Source organism: Rathayibacter sp. AY1H3, from assembly GCF_002932015.1.
On sequence record NZ_PSUU01000056.1, the window covers coordinates 1 to 19,023 of the forward strand.

Here is a 19,023-nt window from a genome sequence, read left to right on the forward strand (position 1 = left end):
TCCGCCGCCTCCCGGTCCTGCGCCCCGACCGCCAGCCCGTACTCGCTGAGCACCGCCACGAACTGCTCCACGTACCCGCAGCGCAGCTCCGGGGCCGGTGGCAGCCACTCCCCCGGGCCGGCGTCGCTCTTCGCGCGGTTGGTCTGCTCGGAGGCGGCGACGAGGTTCGCGGGGTCGTTCGCGAAGGCGAGGCGCTGGTCGTCCGTCCACGACCAGGCGCCGTGGTGCCAGGCCCAGCCGAGGGCGACGACGTGGTCGATCTGTACGAGGCGGGAAGTGTCGGTCCCGGAGACGAAGGCGACCGAGGTGCCGTCGTAGGGGTCGATCAGGGTGCCGGTGAGGACCTTGCAGTCGCGGGTGCCGGGCTTGAACACAGGGGCGAGCAGGTCGCGGCCGAGGACGTCGTTGCGGGTGTCGCAGCCGTTGCGGTCGACGTCCGACCACGCCTGTCCGAAGAGGTCGCGGTCGTAGGGGACGGCGGCGGGGCCTTCGACCGAGGGGAGAGCGGCCAGCGTCGCGAGGGACGGAGCGGACGGCTCCGTTTCCGGAGCGGACGGCTCGACGTCCGCCGAGGGGCTGCTCGGCGCGGGAGCAGCGGGACTGCTCGACGCCGCAGAAGCACCGGCCGAGGAGGACACCACCTCCGGTCCGCCTCCTCCCGCCGTGTCCGACAGCGCGACGGCGGCGACGGCGAGCGCCGCAGCTCCCAGCAGAGCGAGGATCGCACCGGCCCGTCGACGAGGGCGCCGGCGCACGGGGAACGTAGGCCAGTGGCGCATGATCGACCCTCCTGCGATGAGACCCGCGATGCGGTCGACGCGACGCGCCTCCTCAGTATGCGGAGTGGCCCGCTCCGGGCTCGACGGTCGGGCGGAGGGTCGGGAACAGGGGGCGGCCGCGCGGAGCGACAGCGTCGACGGCCGAGACCCGGAGGCCACCTCGTCGCGCCCGCGTCGGCGACCCGCGCCTGCTTGACTGCTCCCATGGAGATCTTCATCGGAGTGGTCGGCCTGCTCGGCGGGCTGGTCATCGCCGGGCTCGCGGTCGTCGCGGTGGTCATCGGACGGCGGCGGGCGGTGCCGGCATCGCTCGTCGACGTCGAGGTGCGGCTGACGCACGCCGGGGACGACTGGTGGCGGGTGGGCGCGCGAGTGCGCAACTCCGGCCGCTCGCTCGTGCCGGTGACGAGCTACAGCGACGGGCGGCCGATCTCGGTCGATCTCGGCGGAGCCGTGTCGGCGGAGTGGTACGGGTCGGCTCCCCGGTCGGACGCGTGGCGGATCGATCCGGCGGTCGGGCTCCTCCTCGGACCCGTCGCGCTGGAGCGCGGTGCCGACCTGGGTGCGACGATCGTCGTGCGCGGGCGGCCGCAGGTGCGGATCGACGCGCCGCTGCGCTACGTTCCGGTGCGCGAGAACGTGATCGAGTCGCAGACGCCGGACGCCGCTCCGGTCTGGGGCGTGTCCGAGGCCGCGGCCGCTCCGGCAGCAGCGCCGACGTCGGCTCCCCCTGCACCGATCCGTCCGCGTCAGCAGCGTCCGATGGACGCCGACCCGTCACGTCCCGAGCGTGAGAGCGTCCTCCGCGGCGGCTTCGGAGTGTGGGCGGCCATGATCGCGGGGGGCGCCGGAGCCGTCGGCGTCGCGATCGGGATCGCCCTCGAGCTGGCCGGCGTAGAGGCGTCGGGGCTGGGCGGCGCGGGCATCATCCTGATCGCGGCCGGCTTCCTCGGCCTGGTCGGCACCCTCGTGATCCGGCTGCTGCGCCGCTGGCTCGAGCCGCCGGCCCTCTGGCGGACGCCTGCGCAGCGCCTCCGCCGTCCCGGTACGATCACCGTCCTCATCCTGAGCTACGCCGGGCTGGCGCTGTTCTGCACCGAGTTCGCGGCGCAGTCATTGACGGGCGACACGACCTGGGTGGCCGGTGTCGCCGTGCTGATGCTGATCGCCGCGCTGATCGGCATGGGACTCGTCGGGTTCCTCCGCCTGGTGGTCCTGCTCGGCGTGCGCCGCGCCTCCCGGGAGACCCCGTGACCCGTGAGGTCGTCGTCGTCGGAGCCGGCCTGGTCGGAGCGGCGACAGCCCGCGCCCTCACCGAGCGCGGTGATCGCGTGGTGCTCGTCGAGCAGTTCGAGCGGGGTCACGACCGCGGCTCGTCCCACGGCGAGACGCGCATCTTCCGCCGCGGCTACCTCGAGGACGACTACCGCGCCCTCACCGGACGGGCCGGGCGCGCCTGGGCACGGCTCGAGGCCGAGACCGGCCGCCGCCTGCTGCACCCGGTCGGCGCGATCGACCACGGCGACCCCGCCGTCCTGGCCGCCGTCGAGGCTGTCCTCCTGCGCGACGGGATCCCCGTGGTGCGGATCGAAGCGGATGAGGCGGAGCGGCGCTGGTCTGGTCTCCGCTTCGAGACCGACGTCCTGCTGCACCCCGAGGGCGGACGCCTCGACGCGGCGGCCGCGATCGACGCGATGCTCGACTCCGCCCTCGGAGGCGGCGCCGTCCTCCGGACGCGGACGCGCGTGCTGGGCATCGAGGAGCGCGCCGACGACGTGCGCGTGCTGACCTCGGACGGCGCCCTCGACGCCGACGCGGTCGTCGTGGCCGGCGGATCCTGGACGCCGCCCCTCGTGGAGGGTCTCGTCCGCGCGGCCGGCCGACGCCTCCCTCCGCTGCGCGTCACGCAGGAGCAGCCCGCGCACTTCGCGACCGATCTGCCCCTCGACTCGTGGCCGAGCTTCGCCCACCACCGCGCCGGCCTGCCCGTCGTCTACGGGCTCGCGACGCCCGGAGCCGGGGTGAAGGTGGGCGAGCACAGCACCGGTGTCGTCGTCGATCCGGACGAGCGCACCTTCGAGCCCGAGCCCCGAGCGCTCGCCCGCCTCGTCGGCTACGTCGCGGAGTGGATCCCGGGCGCGGACGCGGCGAGCGCCGCTCCGATCAGCTGCCTCTACGACAGCACGCCCGACGAGGACTTCGTGCTCGACCGCGTGAGCCGCGTGACTCTGGCGACCGGGTTCTCGGGGCACGGCTTCATGTTCGGCCCGGTCCTGGGCGAGCTGCTCGCGGACCTCCTCGCCGGCGGGGCGGCGCGGGAGCGGTTCCAGCTGCTGCGGGCGTGAGGGGCGGGTGCGTCCGGAGGAGCGGCTTCCGACCGGGGAGCAGCGGGTGCTCCCGGGAGGCGGATTCCGATCCTGCAGCGGATGCTCAGCGGCCTGCGGGGCCTGTCCCGCGCTGCTCGCGGCCGTCCGGGTCGAGGAGGACGGCGTCGTCCCAGCCGCTCGCCGCGTCCGTCGTACGGGCCTTCGCCGGCGGGCGCCGCGCGACTGCGACGACGATCAGCGCCCCCAGCATCACCAGGGCGGCGGTCTGGAGCGGCGGCGCGACCATCGCGAGCGCCTGCCGCACGTAGAGCTCCGGCGGGACCGTGATCGAGTCGCCCTGGTACTGGTTCGGCAGCAGGAGGACCACGACCGGGAGCGCGAGCACGGCGGCCCAGAGGACGACGGTGACCGCGATCGCGGCGGCCCAGAGCAGGCGGACCCGCGTCATCGGCGGGGAGCCCTCAGCAGCGGCACCACGACCGCCAGGCCGAGCGCGATCAGGCCGACGGTGAGGAACGGTCCGATCGCGTTGTCGCTGAGCACGCGGAGGTACTGCTCGGGCCCGAAGGCGCTCTGCGACGGCGAGTAGTCGTACCAGCTGTGGGAGCTGTTCCAGAGGGCGAGGAGTCCGACGAGGACGCTCACGGCGCCGACGACCGCCAGGGCTCCGGCGATGCGGCGAGTGGAGACAGCGGGGCGGGGATCGGCGTCGGTCGCGTCGTGACGGTCACCGGAGTCGGGCGCCGCGTCGCCGGGAGCGGAGTCGGGTTCGGCGGGGAGCGGGACGGTCGGCTCGGTCGGGAGTGGGACAGTCGGCTCCGCGGGTCGGGGCGCGGTCGGCTCCGCGGGTGTCGGGACGGCCCGCACCGCCGCTCTCGCGCGCTCCGGAGTTGTCCGTCGGCCGGAGACTCGGGAGCCCGTCGGACCGCCGACCGATCGCACGTCCTCGTGCTCGGGAGCGGACGCGCCGCCTCTCCGGCCGGCCGATCGCCCGGTGCCCGCGGCCCCGCCCGACAGGAACGGGGAGCGGAGGCGCTCCTCGCCGCTGCCACGCCGCTCGGCGCCGCGTCCGTCGTAGCCGCGCTGGAAGCCCGCGTGGTAGCGCGGGTCGGTGCCGCCCTCGTCCGTCCCGCCTCTCTCGCGTGGGGAGCCGTCCGCTCCGGTGCTCCGCGCCATGCCGTCCCCCGCTTCGTGCAGTCGGGCCATCATGTCGCACCTCGCCCGCTGCGGGGAGGTGCCGGGCGGAGCTCGGGGTGCGGTCGACAAAGGCGGGGGTTCAGCGCCCGGCCGCGGTGGTGCGCGACGGGAGGCTGACGATCCCCGCTCCGACCAGCAGCAGGCCGATCGTCACCGCCGTCAGCGCCGGCCAGCCACCGGCTCCGACGGCCAGGCCGAGGAGCCAGCCGCCGGCGGCCGAACCCGCGTAGAAGGCGATCGTGTAGACCGCGCCGGCGTGCCCGCGGAGTGCCGGAGCCGCGCGCGCTCCCGTCCAGGCGGCGCCGGTCGCGTGCAGGGCGAAGAAGCCGGCCGTGAAGACGAGGAGTCCCGCGATCACCACGGCCACGTTCTCGGCGAGCATCACCAGCAGTCCGACGATCATCAGGGCGACGCCGATCCGCATGACGAGGCGGGGGCCGATCCGCGGCCCCCATCTCCCCGCGAGCCGGGAGGAGACGGTTCCCGCGAGGTAGGCGGCGAAGAGGAGGGAGACGAGCGCGGGCGCCAGCGCGAACGGCGGCGCCTCGAGCCGGAACGCCAGGTAGTTGTAGACCGCGACGAACACGCCGACCGCGAGGAACGTCTGCAGCGCGATCGCGACGAGCATCGGATCGCGGAGCACCTGCGCCGTCTTCGCTCGCCAGCCGCCGGGGGCCGCCTCGCGCGCGCCGCCGCCCCGGGGCGCGAGCACGGCGAAGACGATCGCCGCCGCCGCGCAGACGGCCGTCACGACGAGCAGGGCTCCGCGCCATCCGAGCGCCGCCGCGAGCGGTCCGGCGAGCAGGCGTCCGGCGGCACCGCCGATCGTGGTCCCGGAGACGTACGCCGTCGCGGCGGCCGTCGCTCCGGCGCCTCCGACCCGGTCGTGGATCGCCGCGACGGCGAGGGCCGGGACGGCACCCAGTGCCGCTCCCCCGAGGAAGCGCAGGACGAGGAGGAGCTCGAAGGTCGGGGCGACGCAGGCGAGCAGCGCCAGGACCACGGACGTGAGGACCGCGATCCGCATGGATTCGAGCCGTCCGATGCGCTCGGCCACCGAGGCCCACGGCAGCACCGAGAGCGCCAGTCCGAGGGTCGCGGCCGAGACGGTGAGCGCGGCGTCGGACGGGGCGAGGGCCCACTCCCGCGCGAGCTGCGGGAGGACGCTCTGCACGGCGTAGAGCTCGGCGAAGGTCGCGACTCCGGCGGAGAGGAGGGCGATGGTCAGCCGCCGCTGCGAGAAGGGTGCCGCTGCGCGCATCGGTCGGGTGCTTGCGGCGGTGCTCATGGTTCCGACGGTAGACCGCCTACGGTTGCATGACTAATGTCCTTTCTCGTACTGTTCATGCGTTCTGGTCATGTCCGGATCTAGGGTGGTGGCGTGTCCGACGACTGGCCCGCGACCCTCCGCCTCCTGCCCCTGCTCGTCGCGGTCGCCCAGACCGGGAGCGTGACGGCGGCGGCCGCCGAGCTCGGGATCCCGCAGCCGACCGCGAGCCGGTCGCTCGCCCGGCTGTCCGCCCTGGTCGGCACCCCCCTGGTCCGCCGGGAGGGCCGCGGAGTGGTGCTGACGGAGGCGGGGACCCGTCTCGCCGAGGCCGCTCAGGACGGCATGTCGGTGATCCGCGCCGGGCTCGCGGAGGTGCGGCAGGCGGGCGACGTGGAGCACGGCCGGATCGACCTCGCCTTCCAGACGCTCCTCGGGGAGAGCTTCGTGCCGGATGTGATCCGCCGGTTCCGCCGCCGCTGGCCGCAGGTCGGCTTCGGGCTCCGTCACGGCTCCCGCGCCCTCTGCCTGCGGGCCGTGGCGGAGGGCGAGTCCGAGCTGGCGATCGTCGCGGATCCGCCCGATCTCCCCGGCACCACCACGACGACCCTCTACTCGGAGCCTCTCCTCGCGGTCGTGGACCCCCGTCATCCGCTGGCCTCGCGGCGCTCGGTCACGGTCGAGGACCTCCGCGGCCTCGACCTGATCATGCTGGCGCCCGGCTACGGCCTCCACGAGTCGGCCCGGCGCCTGCTCGCCGTGGACGGCCGCGACCCCGTGCCGGCGTTCGAGGTCGGCGACTACCGCGCCGCCCGGGGACTCGCGGCAGCCGGTCTCGGACTCACGATCCTGCCGCCGAGCCCGTCCTCGGTCGACGACGACGTCCGCGAGATCCCGATCGACGATCCGGGCGCGAGCCGTGAGATCGGTGTGCTCGCCCGCGACACCGGGAACCCGGTCGTCCCCGAGTTCCTGCGGGCCCTGCACGCCGCGGCGGCCGCCCGGCGCCGGTGACCGCTGCTCGGCTCTGCTGTCAAGCACAGGAAGTGGAGGCCCTTCGTGCAGCAAGCTTCGAGAGGATCCCCGCACCGCCAGCGACACCCCCCCTCCCCCCGCTCCTGCACCACGTCACCGAGGACGGCCCCGGTCATGATCCTTCTCCGCACCCACGCCAACCGCTGGACCGCGCGCGCCCGCCGCAGCGGCGGCGTCCTCGGCATCATCACCCTGGTCTCCGACCTCCCCCGCCCGGCCTATCGGACGGTCCGCCTCGATCCGACGAGCGGTGAGCGCGTCCTGCTCCGCGACACCGCCGAGCTCGAGGAGGCCTTCGCCGTGCTCCTCGCCGGGCTCGAGCGCTCGCGCATCGCGGCCTCGGCATCCCCAGCCGAGTCGGCTCCCCCGTGCGCCCCGGTCGACGCGCCCGTCGCAGTCGAGGACGACCTCGAGGAAGCCGCCTGACCTGACGGCGTCCTCGCTGAGGGGCCCTCGCCGCTTCAGGTGCAGGGCTCTCCACCCGCCTCCGTCACACTCGCCGTGACGGATCGACGTGCCGTGACACCTCGACCGGCGGATCCGTCCTCGGCAGGTCCCGCGGGCCGATGATCTGCCGGAGCCGGGCCGACCTGCGCGACCGCAGGAGAGCCCGGCGCCAGCGCGGATCGGTGCGGGCCCGGAGGCGGGGGTCGAGCGGGCGGAAGCCTCCCGCGGTCCGCTCCTCGATCAGCACGATCGTCGCAGTCGCGAGGTGCAGTCTCCGGACCGGTTCCCTCTCGGGATGCGGATGCCCGGAGCGCGTGCGGAGCTGCTGCTCCAGCTGCTCCGGGTCGGCGGACCACCAGGTGCTGACGCCGACGCGTCCATCGGGGAGAGGGAAGCGCTCGGTGATGCGGTAGGGGAGGCCGTGCTCGGTCATGCAGTAGTGCCTTTCGAGGAGAGGGTCCGGCAGCCCGGGCCGCGCTGCAGCGGCCCGGGCTCCGGTTCACGAGGTGCGGGTCGAGCGACGGCGCAGCGCCGTCAGGGCGCCGCCGGCCAGGAGCAGAGCGCCGGCTCCGGCCGCGAGGGGCCCGGCCGCCGCTCCCGTCGAGGCGAGGACCGTCGGCACGAGTCCGACCGGAGGCACCGCCACCTGGGCGCAGCTGGCTCCGCCGTCGTCCGCGCACGGGTGCAGGACGGTCGTCGGATCGAAGCCCTCCGGGACCTCGGTCAGGCGTGCCCGGTTGGGGATGGTCCACGCGTCCACGCCGTCGGCGACCCGTCCGGTCACGGTGAACGTCGTCGACGCTCCCGGGGCCAGAGACAGGTTCTCGACAGTCAGGTCGGACGACGCCGGGCCGCCGTCCCGGGAGATCGTGACGTCGCTCAGGTGCGCGAGCTCGGGGATGTCGGTGAGGGTCACCCCGTCCGCCGGCCGAGCCCCCTCGTTGGCGACCACGATCCGGAACCCGGCACGCCCGCCGTGGTCGACCTGATTCCCGATCGCCGTCTTCTCGATGGAGAGCCTTCCCTCGACGGGCGGCACCGGGATCTCGGCGCAGGACGACGTCGCATCGTCAGCGCAGGCGTTCTCGACCGTCGGCGGGTCGAAGCCCTCGGGCTGGTGGGTGATCGAGACGCGGTTGGGCAGGGTCGCGGCGTCGTACCCGTCGGCGACCCGGCCGCTGACGTGCAGCGACACCTGGCCGCCGGCGGGGATGTCGAGACCCGTGACGGGCTCCGTGGCCGGCTGCGTTCCTCCGGCGCCGTTCTCGATGGTCGCCTCGAGCAGGTGGTCGAGCGTCGGGACGTCGGTCACGGTCACGTCCGTCGCGTCGACCGTTCCGGTGTTCGCCACGACGATGTCGAAGCCCGCCGTGCCGCCGTGCTCGGCGCTCGCCTGGGACGCGGTCTTCCGGATCAGGAGCGTCCCCTCGCCGATGTCGTGCGGGACGGTGGCGCAGGGGTTCGCGTCGGTCCCCGTGCCGGACGAGGCGGGAGCGAAGGGCGCATCGGCGAGGCAGGCCGTGTTCGTCAGCGCACGGTCCCCCTCGCCGGTCACGATCACGTCGAAGGTCAGCTCGGCCGTCGCCCCGACCGGCAGGCTGCCGGCCGCCCAGGAGATGCGGCCCGTCTCCGCGTCGATCGTGGCCGTGCCCTGCGAGGCGCGGAGGGAGTCGGCGTCGAGCTCGGCGTCGTCGAGCACGCCCTTGTCGAGGTAGTCGATGACGGCGGCGTCGGAGTAGTCCCCGGTCCCGTCCGAGGTCAGCGTCACCCGGTAGGGCACGCGGGCGCCGCGGAGCAGCGGAGTGGCGGAGTCGACCGACGAGGTCTTCGCGATGGTCACGTGCGGCGCGAGCGGATCGAGGCGTGCGACCGCGACCGCACCGTCCGAGCCGTAGGCCCAGTCGTCGATCGCCCGCAGGTCGCCGTAGGAGCCGTGCACCGAGTCGTTGGCGTTGGGGACGCGGCCCCGCCCGGAGTCGTCGCCCTCCCAGCGGTGCACCCCGCCGGATGAGTCGGTGCCGCCGTCGCCGGACGTCACCGCGGAGGTGCCGGAGTACCGCTCCGAGTTCGATCCGGCGAGGAGCGAGTCGTCCCAGTGGACCATCGACGGGTCGCCGCCGCCGCCGGTCGACCTCACAACGGACACGCCGCCGGCGGACGTCTCGGCGTCGACCCGCGTGAAGTGGAACTCGTTCGTGCGGCCGATGGAGGCGCGGAAGGTGACGTCGGGGTCGGTCACGTCGACCGTCCCGCCCTTCGCGTCCCGTCCGTCCCAGTCGACCGAGAAGGGACCGGTCGTCCCCGCGATCCGGGTGAGGTGCACGTCGCGCTCGCCGTCGTAGGAGCCGTCCCCGTCCGCATCGACGTCCACGACGACGGTGCCCGGCTGCGTCCCCAGGACGCCGGTCAGCGTGCCCGCGTCGGAGCCCGCGGTCGACCGGCGGAAGGCGAGGCCCTCGATCGTCGGCGCGCGGTAGGCCGGAGCGATCGACTCCGGCAGGTCGGACGACGGCGGGTCCAGGAAGAGCTTGTAGGTCTGCAGGCCGTCGATCCCGGAGCGTCCGGACGCCTGCACGTACTGAGTCCCGATCCCGCCCGCCTCGCTCGACTGCGGCATGGGGACCGAGAGGTAGGACGGATCGGACGACCCGACCTTCACATTGCCCTTGTTCGTGGCCTGGACCGTCGAGGCGACTCCGTCGTAGCCGCGCAGCCCCAGCTCGTAGCGGGCGCCCGTCTCCGTGACGGCGTGAAGCGTGAAGGAGGAGCGCCGCTCCTCGGGCGAGGAGTAGGACTCCTTCGCCCCGGACTGGATCGCATAGGAGTCGGACCACACCCGGCCCGCGACCGCCGCGCCCCGCGCGTCCTGGACGCCGATGCTCCAGACGAGGTTCACCGGCGCCGTCACGTCGTCGTCGGACACCCGGATCTGGAAGACGCCGGTCTCGTCCGCCACGAACGAGCCGCCGGCCGACACCGAGGGCGCCGCTCCGGGCGCGAAGTCCTGCTCGTCGAGGACGGCTCCGCCCGGAGCCGTCACCCGGGCGGTACCGCCGCCGGTCTCGCCCTCGCCGGTCCCCGAGCCCGCCTGGAGCGGGTGGAGGTCCACCCGGAGCGTCTCGCCCTTCTGGACCCAGGCCGAGACGGTCGTCACGCCGGCGTTCGTCGCGCCTCCCTGCAGGAGGGTGTTCTCGATCGTCGTGTGAGGACCGTCGGCGGCGAGGGCGGGCGGCGGCGCGAGGCCTCCGCCCAGCAGCCCGCTCACGAGCACGCAGCCCGCCGTCGTGCCGACCAGCGCTCGCGCCGTCCGCGCTCGGGGTCGTCCGCGCTCGTCCCGCCCCGACTGTTCCGTTCGACTCATCCGATGTCCTCTCCTCTGCCGACCGAGCGCACTGCGTCGGCGGCGACCGTTCAGCCCCACGGAAGGAGAGTATTGCTCGGTTCGACGTCACCGCGGCCGGTACGGCTGCATCCGTGGAGAACGGCGCGAGATGGGCGCTGTGGAGGAGGAAACGGCGCGCGAGAAGAGCCGAGCGACGTGCTCGCGACGGGTGATCGCAGAGCCTGCGAGGAGTGATCGCGAGCGCGGGCGCGGACTGATCGCGGATGCGGGCGGAAGACGGTCGGCGCCGTCGACGGCGCGAAGAGGCGTCCTGCGAGGCGGAGGACCGGCCGTTCCGCCGCCCTGCGCTCTCCGGGAGACCGACGCCGACAGCCACCGGAACGAGCGACAGTTAAAACGAGAACGGCCCGCCGAAGCGGGCCGTTCTGCTCTGTCTCAACCAGAGTGCGCCCGGAGGGATTCGAACCCCCAACCTTCTGATCCGTAGTCAGATGCTCTATCCGTTGAGCTACGGGCGCAGTCCATCGCGTGGGCCAGAGGCGCACGCAACGAGGTACGACTATACATGCCGGGAGCCCCCTCCGCGAATCGGCGGCGGCGGCGCAGACGGCTCCCTCTCGGGACGCCGCCGCAGCCACCAGAACCCAGGCTCCGTCGCGGTGTCCCGGAGCGCCTCGCAGAGCCTCCGACGGGCGGACGCCGCTGCTCCCCCTCACGGCGTACCGTGGTCTCATGGAGGCCGCCGCGATCGAGCTCGTGGGCTTCGTCGTCTCTCCGCTGCACCGCTACGAGGGCCGCCCCGCCGATGGTCCGGTGCCGTCCGAGGGGAACGAGCAGCCCGAGCGGATCGAGATCCGCGCAGGCCTCGGCATCGTCGGCGACCGCTTCTTCGCCCAGCGCGCGCACCGCCCCGCGGCGATCACGCTCTTCGCGGTCGAGACCCTCGAGCACATCGCCGCCGAGCTCGGCGCAGGGCCCTTCGACCCCGCCGACGCCCGCCGCAACATCATCGTCCGCGGCGCCGACGTCGATGCCCTCGCCGGCCGCACGTTCGCGATCGAGCAGGGCGGGGAGCGGATCGAGTTCCAAGGCGGACGACCGGCGAACCCCTGCGCCTGGATGGACGTCGTGCTCGCCCCCGGGGCGTTCCGGGCGATGCGGAGGCGCGGCGGCGTCCGGACCGCCCCCCTGACCAACGGCGTCCTCCACACCGGGCCGGCCCGCCTGATCCTCCACAGGTCGGACGACATGCTGATCTGAGCCCGGCGGCGAGCGCCTAGGCTCGCAGCGACCGACTCCCCCGATCGAAGGAGGCCCCGTGCTCCGCCCGAGCGACCTCCTCCCCACTCTCGCCACGACTCTGCGGCGCGGAGTCCGCGACGTCTTCGCGACCACGCGCTCCCGGGGGCGGGATCCTCACCGCCGCACCCGCAGCACCGACGTCTCGGTCCAGCGCGTGCACCACCGCGACGTCTGGGCGCGGGTGAGCACGGTGGGGCGCGACGGCGAGCGCACGTTCGTCCTCGTGCCGGGGATCGGAGTCGCGGCCACCTACTTCGAGCGCCTCGCGCCCGCACTCAACGAGTTCGGTCCGGTGCACGCCCTCGATCTGCCGGGGTTCGGCGGCGTGCCGCACCCGATCGACGCGCGGCGCATGGACATCGGCGACTACGCCGAGCTGGTCGGCGCGGTCATCGACGAGCTCGGCCTCGACGATCCCGTCGTCCTCGGCCACTCGATGGGGACGCAGGTGGTGGCCGAGCTCGCCGCGCGCCGTCCGGAGCTGACCACCATCGTCCTGCTCGGACCCGTGATGAACCGGCACGAGCGCCGCCTCCCGACCGCCGCGCTCCGCTTCGCCCAGTCGAGCGTCCGTGAGCCCCTCAAGGTCGCGATCCTCGCCGCGGGCGCCTACCTCCTCTGCGGACCGCGCTGGTTCTCCCGCGTGCTGCCCGAGATGATGCACTACCGGATCGAGGAGACCGTCCCCCGGATCCGCGCGTCCGCCCTCGTCATCCGCGGCGAGTTCGACCGGCTCGTGCCGCGCGAGTGGGCGGAGGAGATCGCCCGGTCGATGCCGCATGCGCGGGCCTGGGAGATCCCCGACGCCTCCCACTCCGTGATGCACGCGCACGCCGAGGAGGTCGCCCGCCTCTGCGTCGAGCACGCCCGTGCACCGCGGCCCGACCGGGACGAGGCCGCCCTCCGCCGCTACCCCGACTCGGAGGTCGATCACGCCGAGGAGGACGCGCCCACCGAGGACCCGATCGGCGCTCTCCGGGGACGCATCACCGAGCTGGCCGGGATCCTCGTGGACGACGACTCCCTCATCGCCGAGGGCAAGACGCTCCACGCCGAGGCGAGCGATCCCGAGGCACTGCACCAGGTCGCTCCGGACCCGGGCGACGGCGAGCTCGTCGAGGGCGGCGGACCGAGGAAGGACGGCGAGCAGGACGGCTGACCACCGCAGGCCGCCACCACCCGCGCGGCGTGAGACGCCGAGCGCAGCAAGAGCAGCCCTCTCGCCGACGCCACTCGGCGCCCGCCCGTCAGGACTCCGCGCCGACGATCTCCTCGCGGATGCGCCGCAGGTCCTCGGCGAGCGCCCCCAGCAGGATCCAGTGCTGCGGGTGCGGAGTCGCGATCACGAGCGGCGCGGTGAGAGCGGGCAGCTCGTCCGTGATCGCCTCCGGCTCGGGAACGTCGACCGAGGACTGCACGAGGAGCCGCAGATCGTGGGCGGCCCGGTGCAGCTGGACGGCGATGTCGGCGATCGTCGGCTCCCCGACGAGCTCGTCGTCGTAGAGGTCGTGCACGGTCCGCGTCATGCCGCGGACCCGGGTCACGATGCGCCCCAGCCGCGGGACGACGGAGTCGAGGGCCAGCAGCCGGTCGCGGTGGGCGGAGCGGCGCGGGTTGAGGCGGAGGGACTCCTCGCCGGTCGCGATCGCCTCCTCCGCCTTGCTCTGCATGGTCTGCAGCAGCCGGGCGTTGATGAGCAGCTCGTCGAGCCGGCGTCGCGGGACAGGGGCCTGGAGGGCGTCGCCGAGGGCGTCGAGGGCAGCGGCGAGCTGAGCGGTGAGGTCTCCGATCGCCCGCTCGGCCGGTGCCAGCACGACCGGAGGGACGATGAGCACGTTGATGACGACTCCCACCGCCGCGCCCAGCAGGGTCTCGAGGATGCGGTCGAGCGCGTAGTTCGGCGTGACCGCGCCCACCGAGAGCACGAGCATCGCGCTGATCGGGATCTGCACCGCGGAGGCGGGGGTCAGGCGCACGGCCCACCCGACGGCGATCGCGGCCACGATCGCGAGGAGAACGATGATGCTCTCGCCGCCGAGCACCGTGCCGATCACTGATCCGACGATCACGCCGATGATGACGCCGACCGAGCGCTCGAGGGCCTTGGAGAACGACTGGTTGATGCTCGGCGCGACGACGAGGAGCGCGGCGATCGCGCCGAAGACGGGCAGCGTCCCCGGGAAGACGACGCCGGCGAGGAGCCAGGTGACGATCGTGGCCGCCGCCGTCTTGACCAGCTGCAGCACCGGCGGCCGCGTCGGCACGGTGAAGCTCGAGGTCAGGCGCATGGGACCACGGTAGCGAGCGCCCGCCGCCTCGCAGTCACCACGCGGGTCACCGGCTCGCGGCCGCCTCGACGCTCGCGAGCACCGCGCGGAGCGAGCGCGACGCCTCCGCCCGCAGATCGGCGGGCACCCCCGAGAGCAGCACCCGCTCGGCGTCGAGCACCTCGGGGAAGGCCCGGTCGACCAGCTCCTCCCCCTCGCGAGTCAGCGTGATGAGCGAGCCGCGCCCGTCCGCCGGGTTCGCGGCGCGCCGCACCAGGCCCCGCCGCTCCAGCGAGTGCACGCGCTTGGTGATCGCGGGAGCGGAGGCGAGGGCGATCGTCCGGAGGGTCGTCGGCGACTGCGGAGCGCCGGCGCGACGCAGCGTGGAGAGCACGTCGAACTCGCCGCGGGTCAGCCCGTGGGCGGCGAGCAGCTCCTCCGTCGCCCGCACGATCAGCGCGGAGGCGCGGATCAGCCGCCCGACGACGTCGACGGCGGAGGTGTCGAGCTCGGGCCGCAGCACCGCCCAGCCCGCCCTGATCTCGTCGACCGCGTCGCCCGGCTGGCTTTCAGACTGATTCACACGTAAAGTATATCTGCTTCACCCGTGAAACACTTCTCCGGCCGCCGCCGCTCGGACCCCGATCAGAGGACCCGATGGCCGTCACCCCCGTTCTGCCCCACCCCCGCGAGCTCCTCGCCTTCGGCCCGCACGCCGGCGCCCATCGCGTCGCCCTGCGCGCCGGCGTCTCGATCGCCGTCCCGCTGCTCGTCCTCTGGGCGCTCGGCCGCACCGATCTCGCCCTCTACGCGACCTTCGGCACCTTCACGGCCCTCTACGGTCGCCAGCACACGCACCGGCCGCGCCTGCTGATGCAGCTGTCGGCAGCCGCGTTCCTCGTCACCACCGTGACCCTCGGCACCGTCGTCTCCCTCTCTCCTCACCGCGACTGGCTGATCATCCCCGTCGTGGTCGCCGTGACCGTCGCGGCGGCCTACCTCAGCGACGCCCTGCACTGGCACCCGCCCGGCCCGCTGTTCCCGGTGTTCGCCGTCACGGCGTGCGCGTCCGTCCCGTCCGAGCCCTCGCGGATCCCGCTCGCCGTCGCTCTCGCCGCGGGCTCCGCCGCCTTCTCGCTCGTCGTCGGCCTGAGCGGTCTCGCGCTCCCCCGCGCACGCCGCCTCGCCCCGACGCCGTGGCGCACCTCGTTCCGTGCGGCGGCGGCCCGTCCGGCGACGCGCGCCGCCCTGCTCCGCTTCGGGGCCGTCGTCCTGGTGGCAGGCACCATCCCGACCGCGACGGGCCTGGGCCACCCCTACTGGGCGATGGTCTCCGCCGTCGCAGCCGTCTCGGGAGCGGATGCGGGCGCCCGGCTCGTGCGGGCGGGCCACCGGATGCTCGGCACGATCGTCGGAGTGCTGATCGCGGCCGCGCTCCTGGCCCTGCCGCTCTCCCCGCTCGCCGTGATCGTGGTGGTGGTGCTCCTCCAGATGACCGCCGAGCTCGTCGTCGGCCGCAACTACGGCCTGACCCTCGCCTTCGTCACTCCGCTCGCGATCCTCATGGTCGAGCTCGCGCATCCCGTCGACGAGCTCGTGCTGCTGCGCGACCGGGCGCTCGAGACCGCGCTGGGCGTGCTCGTCGGAGTCGTGGCGACGCTCCTGACCCACGCCGCCTCGCAGCGCTCGCGCTCCCGCTCCTAGGCTCAGGAGGATGGACCGCACGATCCCCGCTGTGCTCGCCGAGATCACGGCGGCCGTCGCCGAGGTGCGCGAGGTCGCACGGTCGCAGCAGGACGGCGCGCGGGCCCGCGCCGCGGAACGGCTCGACGGGCTGTTCGCCGGAGCGACGACCCGCAGAGAGGTGCGGGCGGCGGCCGCCGACGCGCTCGGACTCTGGGGCGGGGCGGGCTCCTTCTCGGACGTCGGCTCGGCCGAGGCCGACCACGCGGTCAGGCGCCTCTACCGGGCCCTGCGCGCCGGCCGCTCCTGGCTGCTCAACGCCGGCCGACCCGCACGTCGCGACCGCCGCACGACGCCGGGAACGACGAAGGCCCCCTGCTTCCGTGGAAGCGGGGGGCCTTCTCGTTGGCGGTACCGGTGGGATTTGAACCCACGGTGGACGCAAGCCCACACATGTTTTCGAGACATGCTCCTTCGGCCGCTCGGACACGGTACCGGGGTCGAGTGTACGCGACGGCCGGAAGTCGCGCCAATCGAGAGGACGGGCCGCCGTCAGGCGGGGAGGAGGAAGCCAAGCACACGGTCCCACTCCGGAATCGCGAGCAGGTGGCCGCGGCCGGGCACGACCTCGAGGCGGGAGTCGGGCAGCCGTGCGGCGTACCACTCGGCGTGGCGGCGGCCGGCGACCGCGTCCTCGGCACCGTAGAGGAGGAGCGCGGGCGGCTCGGCGAACTCGACGGCGAAGCCCCACTCCTGCACGCCGTAGCCGATGAGGTCGGCGGCCATGCCGAGGGCGCCCTGGGCGACGGCGCGCTCGAGCATGCGCGAGAGGCGCTCGCGGACTCCGGGGGTCTCGAGCACCGCGGTGTCGGCGTCGCCGGAGCCGAGCATCCCGAGCAGGGCGTCCGGGGCGGGGGTCGGGCCGAAGGCGCCCTCGAGGGTGCGGGTGAGCGAGCGGACGGCCTCGTCGAGCGGGAGGTCGGCCAGGCGGGCGAGCTCGGCGCGATTCTCGTCGCCGACCCACGGCACGGCGCTGTCGGGAGCGGGCGTGCCGATCACGGCGACGCGCTCCACGAGGCCGGGGTAGTTCGCGGCGAGCGCGAGGGCCACGCGGCCTCCCGCCGACCAGCCGGCGACGCTGACGGAGGCGATGCCGACGGTCGCGAGGTACTCGGCGATGTCGGCGGCGGCCTGCTCGGGGCTGGCGCCGACGCCCGCTCCGGCGGGGTCGAGGTCGGTCAGGAGGGAGGAGGCGCCGTAGCCCGGGCGGTCGAACGAGAGCAGGCGCACCCCGTGGCGCGCGGTCGCCTCCGGGTCGGGGTCGAAGTCCGAGGAGCCGGGAGCGGGATGCGCCAGGACGACGACCCGCTCGGCGCCCTCGGGGCCGGACCAGCTGACTCCGAGCGGGCGGCCGGACTTGAGGACGTGCACTGTCGAGGGCATGTCCCCCAGTCTCCCGCAGACGTCCGACGCCGACGGAGCGGCGCTCGGGAGTCGTCTTCCGAGGCGCGATCCTCCGCCTCCGCTCCCCCGCGACGACGCTCCTCAACAGACGGCTTCCACGCAACCTCTCCCCCGGCCTGGCGCGCCCCGCTCGCGGCGTCGGTGGTGGACTGTACTGTCGAAGACACGTTCGAACGAGCGGCGGTGTCGGGGGTCCCCCGTAGCGTCGCGCTCGTCCCCCTCCTCCGCCCCGAAAGGACCTCATGGCCTCCTCGAAGACGCGCACCGCCCCGTACCGCTGCTCGGAGTGCGGATGGACGACCGCGAAGTGGGTAGGCCGCTGCGGCGAGTGCCAGCAGTGGGGCTCCGTGATCGAGAGCACCGAGCGCACCGGCCTCGTCCGCGCGGTCGCCGCTGTGGCTCCGGCCGCCGGCCGCATCGCGCGGCCCATCACCGAGATCGAGACCACGTCGGCGGCGCACCGCCCCACCGGCGTGGGCGAGCTCGACCGCGTGCTCGGCGGCGGGATCGTCTCCGGTGCGGTCGTGCTCCTCTCGGGAGAGCCCGGCGTGGGCAAGTCGACCCTCCTGCTCGAGGTCGCGAGCCGCGCCGCGGCCGAGGGCCAGCGGGTCCTCTACGTCAGCGCGGAGGAGTCGGCCGCGCAGGTGCGCATGCGGGCCGAGCGCACCGGCGCGATGCACGACAGCCTCTTCCTCGCGGCCGAGACCGACCTCGCCACCGTCCTCGGCCAGATCGACGAGGTCCGGCCGGACCTGCTCATCGTCGACTCGGTGCAGACGGTCGCGAGCGACACCGTCGACGGCCTGCCCGGCGGTCCCAGCCAGGTCCGCGAGGTCGCCGCGACCCTCATCCGCGTCTGCAAGGAGCGGGCGCTCCCCCTCGTGCTCGTCGGACACGTCACGAAGGACGGCTCCATCGCGGGGCCGCGCCTGCTCGAGCACCTGGTCGACGTGGTCTGCCACTTCGAGGGCGACCGGCAGACGGCGCTGCGCTTCGTCCGCTCGCTCAAGAACCGCTTCGGCCCGACGGACGAGGTCGGCTGCTTCGAGATGACCGCCGAGGGCATCGCCGAGATCCCCGACCCGAGCGGTCTGTTCCTCAGCCGCACCCGCTTCCCCACCCCGGGCATCTGCGTCACGGTCGCGATGGAGGGACGCCGCGCGCTCCCCGTCGAGATCCAGGCGCTCGTGATCGCGAACGACGGCGAGCACCCCCGCCGCGTCACGAACGGAGTCGACGCGTCCCGGGTCGCGATGATCCTCGCGGTCCTCGAGCGGCAGGCGGGCATCCCCCTGCGGCGCTGCGACGTCTACGTGTCGACCGTCGGCGGCGTGAAGCTCATGGAGCCGGCGGCGGACCTGGCGATCGCGGTCGCCATCGCCTCCGCCCACGCCTACACGCCGCTGCGGCCCGGGATCGCCGCGTTCGGCGAGATCAGCCTCTCGGGAGACATCCGGCCCGCCTCCGGAGCGAAGCAGCGCGCCTCCGAAGCGACACGACTCGGGCACTCCTCGCACCTCGACTCCAGCGCCTTCACCCTCTCGAGCGCGATCACCCACGCGCTCGTCCCCGTTCCCGAGCGCATCCGTCCGGAGCGGGTGCCCACGCACTGACGGCCGCGTCCCCGGCCCGCTGCACAGGCACCCGTCCACCGCTCGGAGCCGCGGGCGCCCCCGTCCACCGCATCGTCGAGGATCGCCGCCGGAGGCGAACGCCGGCTCCGAGAGCACTACCCGACAGCTCCGCGCGACCACCGCACGCGTCCGCTCCGCCGCGGCCGCCCGTCGCAGCCTGCCCCTAGACGCCGCCCCCGCCGCCGCCTCGCCGCCTGCCCTCCCGGGTCTACCGGCGACGCCGCGCCGGAGTGCTGCTCGCGCTGGTCGTCATCGTCGCGGGCCTGGCCGTGGTGCTG

Annotated in this window: 17 protein-coding genes and 2 tRNA genes; 8 read left to right on the forward strand and 11 right to left on the reverse strand. The window is 74.3% G+C overall.

Annotation, left to right across the window (positions count from 1 at the left end; genetic code table 11):
* A partial coding sequence (locus C5C33_RS16300; protein ID WP_146085807.1) for an HNH endonuclease family protein occupies positions 1-779 on the reverse strand: 779 nt, incomplete at its 3' end.
* Between the two features lie 204 nt (positions 780-983).
* Between C5C33_RS16300 and C5C33_RS16305 the strand changes: the two genes are divergently transcribed.
* Positions 984-2,033, forward strand: coding sequence for a hypothetical protein (locus C5C33_RS16305; RefSeq protein ID WP_104261621.1), 1,050 nt, complete (start codon positions 984-986; stop codon positions 2,031-2,033).
* On the forward strand, positions 2,030-3,124 hold the full coding sequence (locus tag C5C33_RS16310) for an FAD-dependent oxidoreductase (RefSeq protein WP_104261622.1): 1,095 nt from the start codon (positions 2,030-2,032) through the stop codon (positions 3,122-3,124). The genes C5C33_RS16305 and C5C33_RS16310 overlap by 4 nt, the downstream gene beginning before the upstream one ends.
* Before the next feature lie 85 nt (positions 3,125-3,209).
* Here C5C33_RS16310 and C5C33_RS16315 read toward each other — a convergent pair whose 3' ends face one another.
* The 3 genes from C5C33_RS16315 to C5C33_RS16325 form a co-directional block, all read right to left on the reverse strand.
* Positions 3,210-3,554, reverse strand: a complete 345-nt coding sequence (locus tag C5C33_RS16315) for a hypothetical protein (RefSeq protein ID WP_104224071.1) — start codon at positions 3,552-3,554, stop codon at positions 3,210-3,212.
* Positions 3,551-4,315, reverse strand: a complete 765-nt coding sequence (locus C5C33_RS16320; RefSeq protein ID WP_146085808.1) for a hypothetical protein — start codon at positions 4,313-4,315, stop codon at positions 3,551-3,553. Before C5C33_RS16320 ends, C5C33_RS16315 begins: the two co-directional genes overlap by 4 nt.
* Before the next feature lie 67 nt (positions 4,316-4,382).
* Positions 4,383-5,591 carry an MFS transporter gene (locus tag C5C33_RS16325; RefSeq protein ID WP_104261624.1) on the reverse strand — a complete coding sequence of 403 codons (1,209 nt, stop codon included), beginning with the start codon at positions 5,589-5,591 and terminating at the stop codon, positions 4,383-4,385.
* 93 nt (positions 5,592-5,684) lie between these two features.
* Between C5C33_RS16325 and C5C33_RS16330 the strand changes: the two genes are divergently transcribed.
* Together C5C33_RS16330 and C5C33_RS16335 are read left to right on the forward strand one after the other, a co-directional pair.
* Positions 5,685-6,584, forward strand: a complete 900-nt coding sequence (locus C5C33_RS16330) for a LysR family transcriptional regulator (protein ID WP_104239291.1) — start codon at positions 5,685-5,687, stop codon at positions 6,582-6,584.
* 135 nt (positions 6,585-6,719) lie between these two features.
* Positions 6,720-7,031: a hypothetical protein gene (locus C5C33_RS16335; protein WP_104261625.1), complete on the forward strand. Its 312-nt coding sequence runs from the start codon at positions 6,720-6,722 to the stop codon at positions 7,029-7,031.
* Positions 7,032-7,095: 64 nt separating this feature from the next.
* On the opposite strand, the gene C5C33_RS16340 is transcribed toward C5C33_RS16335, so the two are convergent.
* The 3 genes from C5C33_RS16340 to C5C33_RS16350 all read right to left on the reverse strand — a co-directional run bounded on the left by C5C33_RS16340 (position 7,096) and on the right by C5C33_RS16350 (position 10,913).
* On the reverse strand, positions 7,096-7,485 hold the full coding sequence (locus C5C33_RS16340) for a hypothetical protein (RefSeq protein ID WP_104261626.1): 390 nt from the start codon (positions 7,483-7,485) through the stop codon (positions 7,096-7,098).
* Positions 7,486-7,551: 66 nt separating this feature from the next.
* The gene (locus C5C33_RS16345; protein WP_146085809.1) at positions 7,552-10,413 is read right to left on the reverse strand and encodes a DUF11 domain-containing protein; all 2,862 of its coding nucleotides are present in this window, start codon (positions 10,411-10,413) and stop codon (positions 7,552-7,554) included.
* Between the two features lie 427 nt (positions 10,414-10,840).
* Positions 10,841-10,913: transfer RNA gene (locus tag C5C33_RS16350), tRNA-Arg, on the reverse strand.
* A 214-nt stretch (positions 10,914-11,127) separates the two neighbouring features.
* Here C5C33_RS16350 and C5C33_RS16355 point away from each other — a divergent pair.
* Both C5C33_RS16355 and C5C33_RS16360 read left to right on the forward strand, forming a co-directional pair.
* Complete coding sequence (locus C5C33_RS16355) at positions 11,128-11,655, forward strand: MOSC domain-containing protein (protein WP_104248232.1); 528 nt, start codon at positions 11,128-11,130, stop codon at positions 11,653-11,655.
* A 58-nt stretch (positions 11,656-11,713) separates the two neighbouring features.
* Positions 11,714-12,856, forward strand: a complete 1,143-nt coding sequence (locus C5C33_RS16360) for an alpha/beta fold hydrolase (protein WP_181069075.1) — start codon at positions 11,714-11,716, stop codon at positions 12,854-12,856.
* An 88-nt stretch (positions 12,857-12,944) separates the two neighbouring features.
* Here C5C33_RS16360 and C5C33_RS16365 read toward each other — a convergent pair whose 3' ends face one another.
* Both C5C33_RS16365 and C5C33_RS16370 read right to left on the reverse strand, forming a co-directional pair.
* Complete coding sequence (locus tag C5C33_RS16365; protein WP_104261629.1) at positions 12,945-13,985, reverse strand: aromatic acid exporter family protein; 1,041 nt, start codon at positions 13,983-13,985, stop codon at positions 12,945-12,947.
* 46 nt (positions 13,986-14,031) lie between these two features.
* Positions 14,032-14,547, reverse strand: coding sequence for a MarR family winged helix-turn-helix transcriptional regulator (locus tag C5C33_RS16370; RefSeq protein ID WP_104261630.1), 516 nt, complete (start codon positions 14,545-14,547; stop codon positions 14,032-14,034).
* Between the two features lie 74 nt (positions 14,548-14,621).
* On the opposite strand from C5C33_RS16370, the gene C5C33_RS16375 reads away from it, so the two are divergent.
* Positions 14,622-15,668, forward strand: a complete 1,047-nt coding sequence (locus C5C33_RS16375) for an FUSC family protein (RefSeq protein ID WP_104261631.1) — start codon at positions 14,622-14,624, stop codon at positions 15,666-15,668.
* 385 nt (positions 15,669-16,053) lie between these two features.
* Here C5C33_RS16375 and C5C33_RS16380 read toward each other — a convergent pair.
* Both C5C33_RS16380 and C5C33_RS16385 read right to left on the reverse strand, forming a co-directional pair.
* A tRNA-Ser gene (locus tag C5C33_RS16380) sits at positions 16,054-16,143 on the reverse strand.
* A 56-nt stretch (positions 16,144-16,199) separates the two neighbouring features.
* Positions 16,200-17,090: an alpha/beta fold hydrolase gene (locus tag C5C33_RS16385; RefSeq protein ID WP_104261632.1), complete on the reverse strand. Its 891-nt coding sequence runs from the start codon at positions 17,088-17,090 to the stop codon at positions 16,200-16,202.
* Between the two features lie 263 nt (positions 17,091-17,353).
* On the opposite strand from C5C33_RS16385, the gene radA reads away from it, so the two are divergent.
* Entirely contained in the window at positions 17,354-18,724 is a 1,371-nt protein-coding gene (gene radA, locus C5C33_RS16390; RefSeq protein WP_104224086.1) for a DNA repair protein RadA, read from the forward strand.
* Positions 18,725-19,023: the final 299 nt, after the last annotated feature.

Bases quoted from the DNA above. Each gene is read 5' to 3' on its own strand.
- C5C33_RS16305 (WP_104261621.1), top strand. From the start codon at position 984: ATGGAGATCTTCATCGGAGTGGTCGGCCTGCTCGGCGGGCTGGTCATC.
- C5C33_RS16315 (WP_104224071.1), bottom strand. From the start codon at position 3,554: ATGACGCGGGTCCGCCTGCTCTGGGCCGCCGCGATCGCGGTCACCGTC.
- C5C33_RS16320 (WP_146085808.1), bottom strand. From the start codon at position 4,315: ATGATGGCCCGACTGCACGAAGCGGGGGACGGCATGGCGCGGAGCACC.
- C5C33_RS16325 (WP_104261624.1), bottom strand. From the start codon at position 5,591: ATGAGCACCGCCGCAAGCACCCGACCGATGCGCGCAGCGGCACCCTTC.
- C5C33_RS16335 (WP_104261625.1), top strand. From the start codon at position 6,720: ATGATCCTTCTCCGCACCCACGCCAACCGCTGGACCGCGCGCGCCCGC.
- C5C33_RS16340 (WP_104261626.1), bottom strand. From the start codon at position 7,485: ATGACCGAGCACGGCCTCCCCTACCGCATCACCGAGCGCTTCCCTCTC.
- C5C33_RS16345 (WP_146085809.1), bottom strand. From the start codon at position 10,413: ATGAGTCGAACGGAACAGTCGGGGCGGGACGAGCGCGGACGACCCCGA.
- C5C33_RS16355 (WP_104248232.1), top strand. From the start codon at position 11,128: ATGGAGGCCGCCGCGATCGAGCTCGTGGGCTTCGTCGTCTCTCCGCTG.
- C5C33_RS16365 (WP_104261629.1), bottom strand. From the start codon at position 13,985: ATGCGCCTGACCTCGAGCTTCACCGTGCCGACGCGGCCGCCGGTGCTG.
- C5C33_RS16375 (WP_104261631.1), top strand. From the start codon at position 14,622: ATGGCCGTCACCCCCGTTCTGCCCCACCCCCGCGAGCTCCTCGCCTTC.
- C5C33_RS16385 (WP_104261632.1), bottom strand. From the start codon at position 17,090: ATGCCCTCGACAGTGCACGTCCTCAAGTCCGGCCGCCCGCTCGGAGTC.
- radA (WP_104224086.1), top strand. From the start codon at position 17,354: ATGGCCTCCTCGAAGACGCGCACCGCCCCGTACCGCTGCTCGGAGTGC.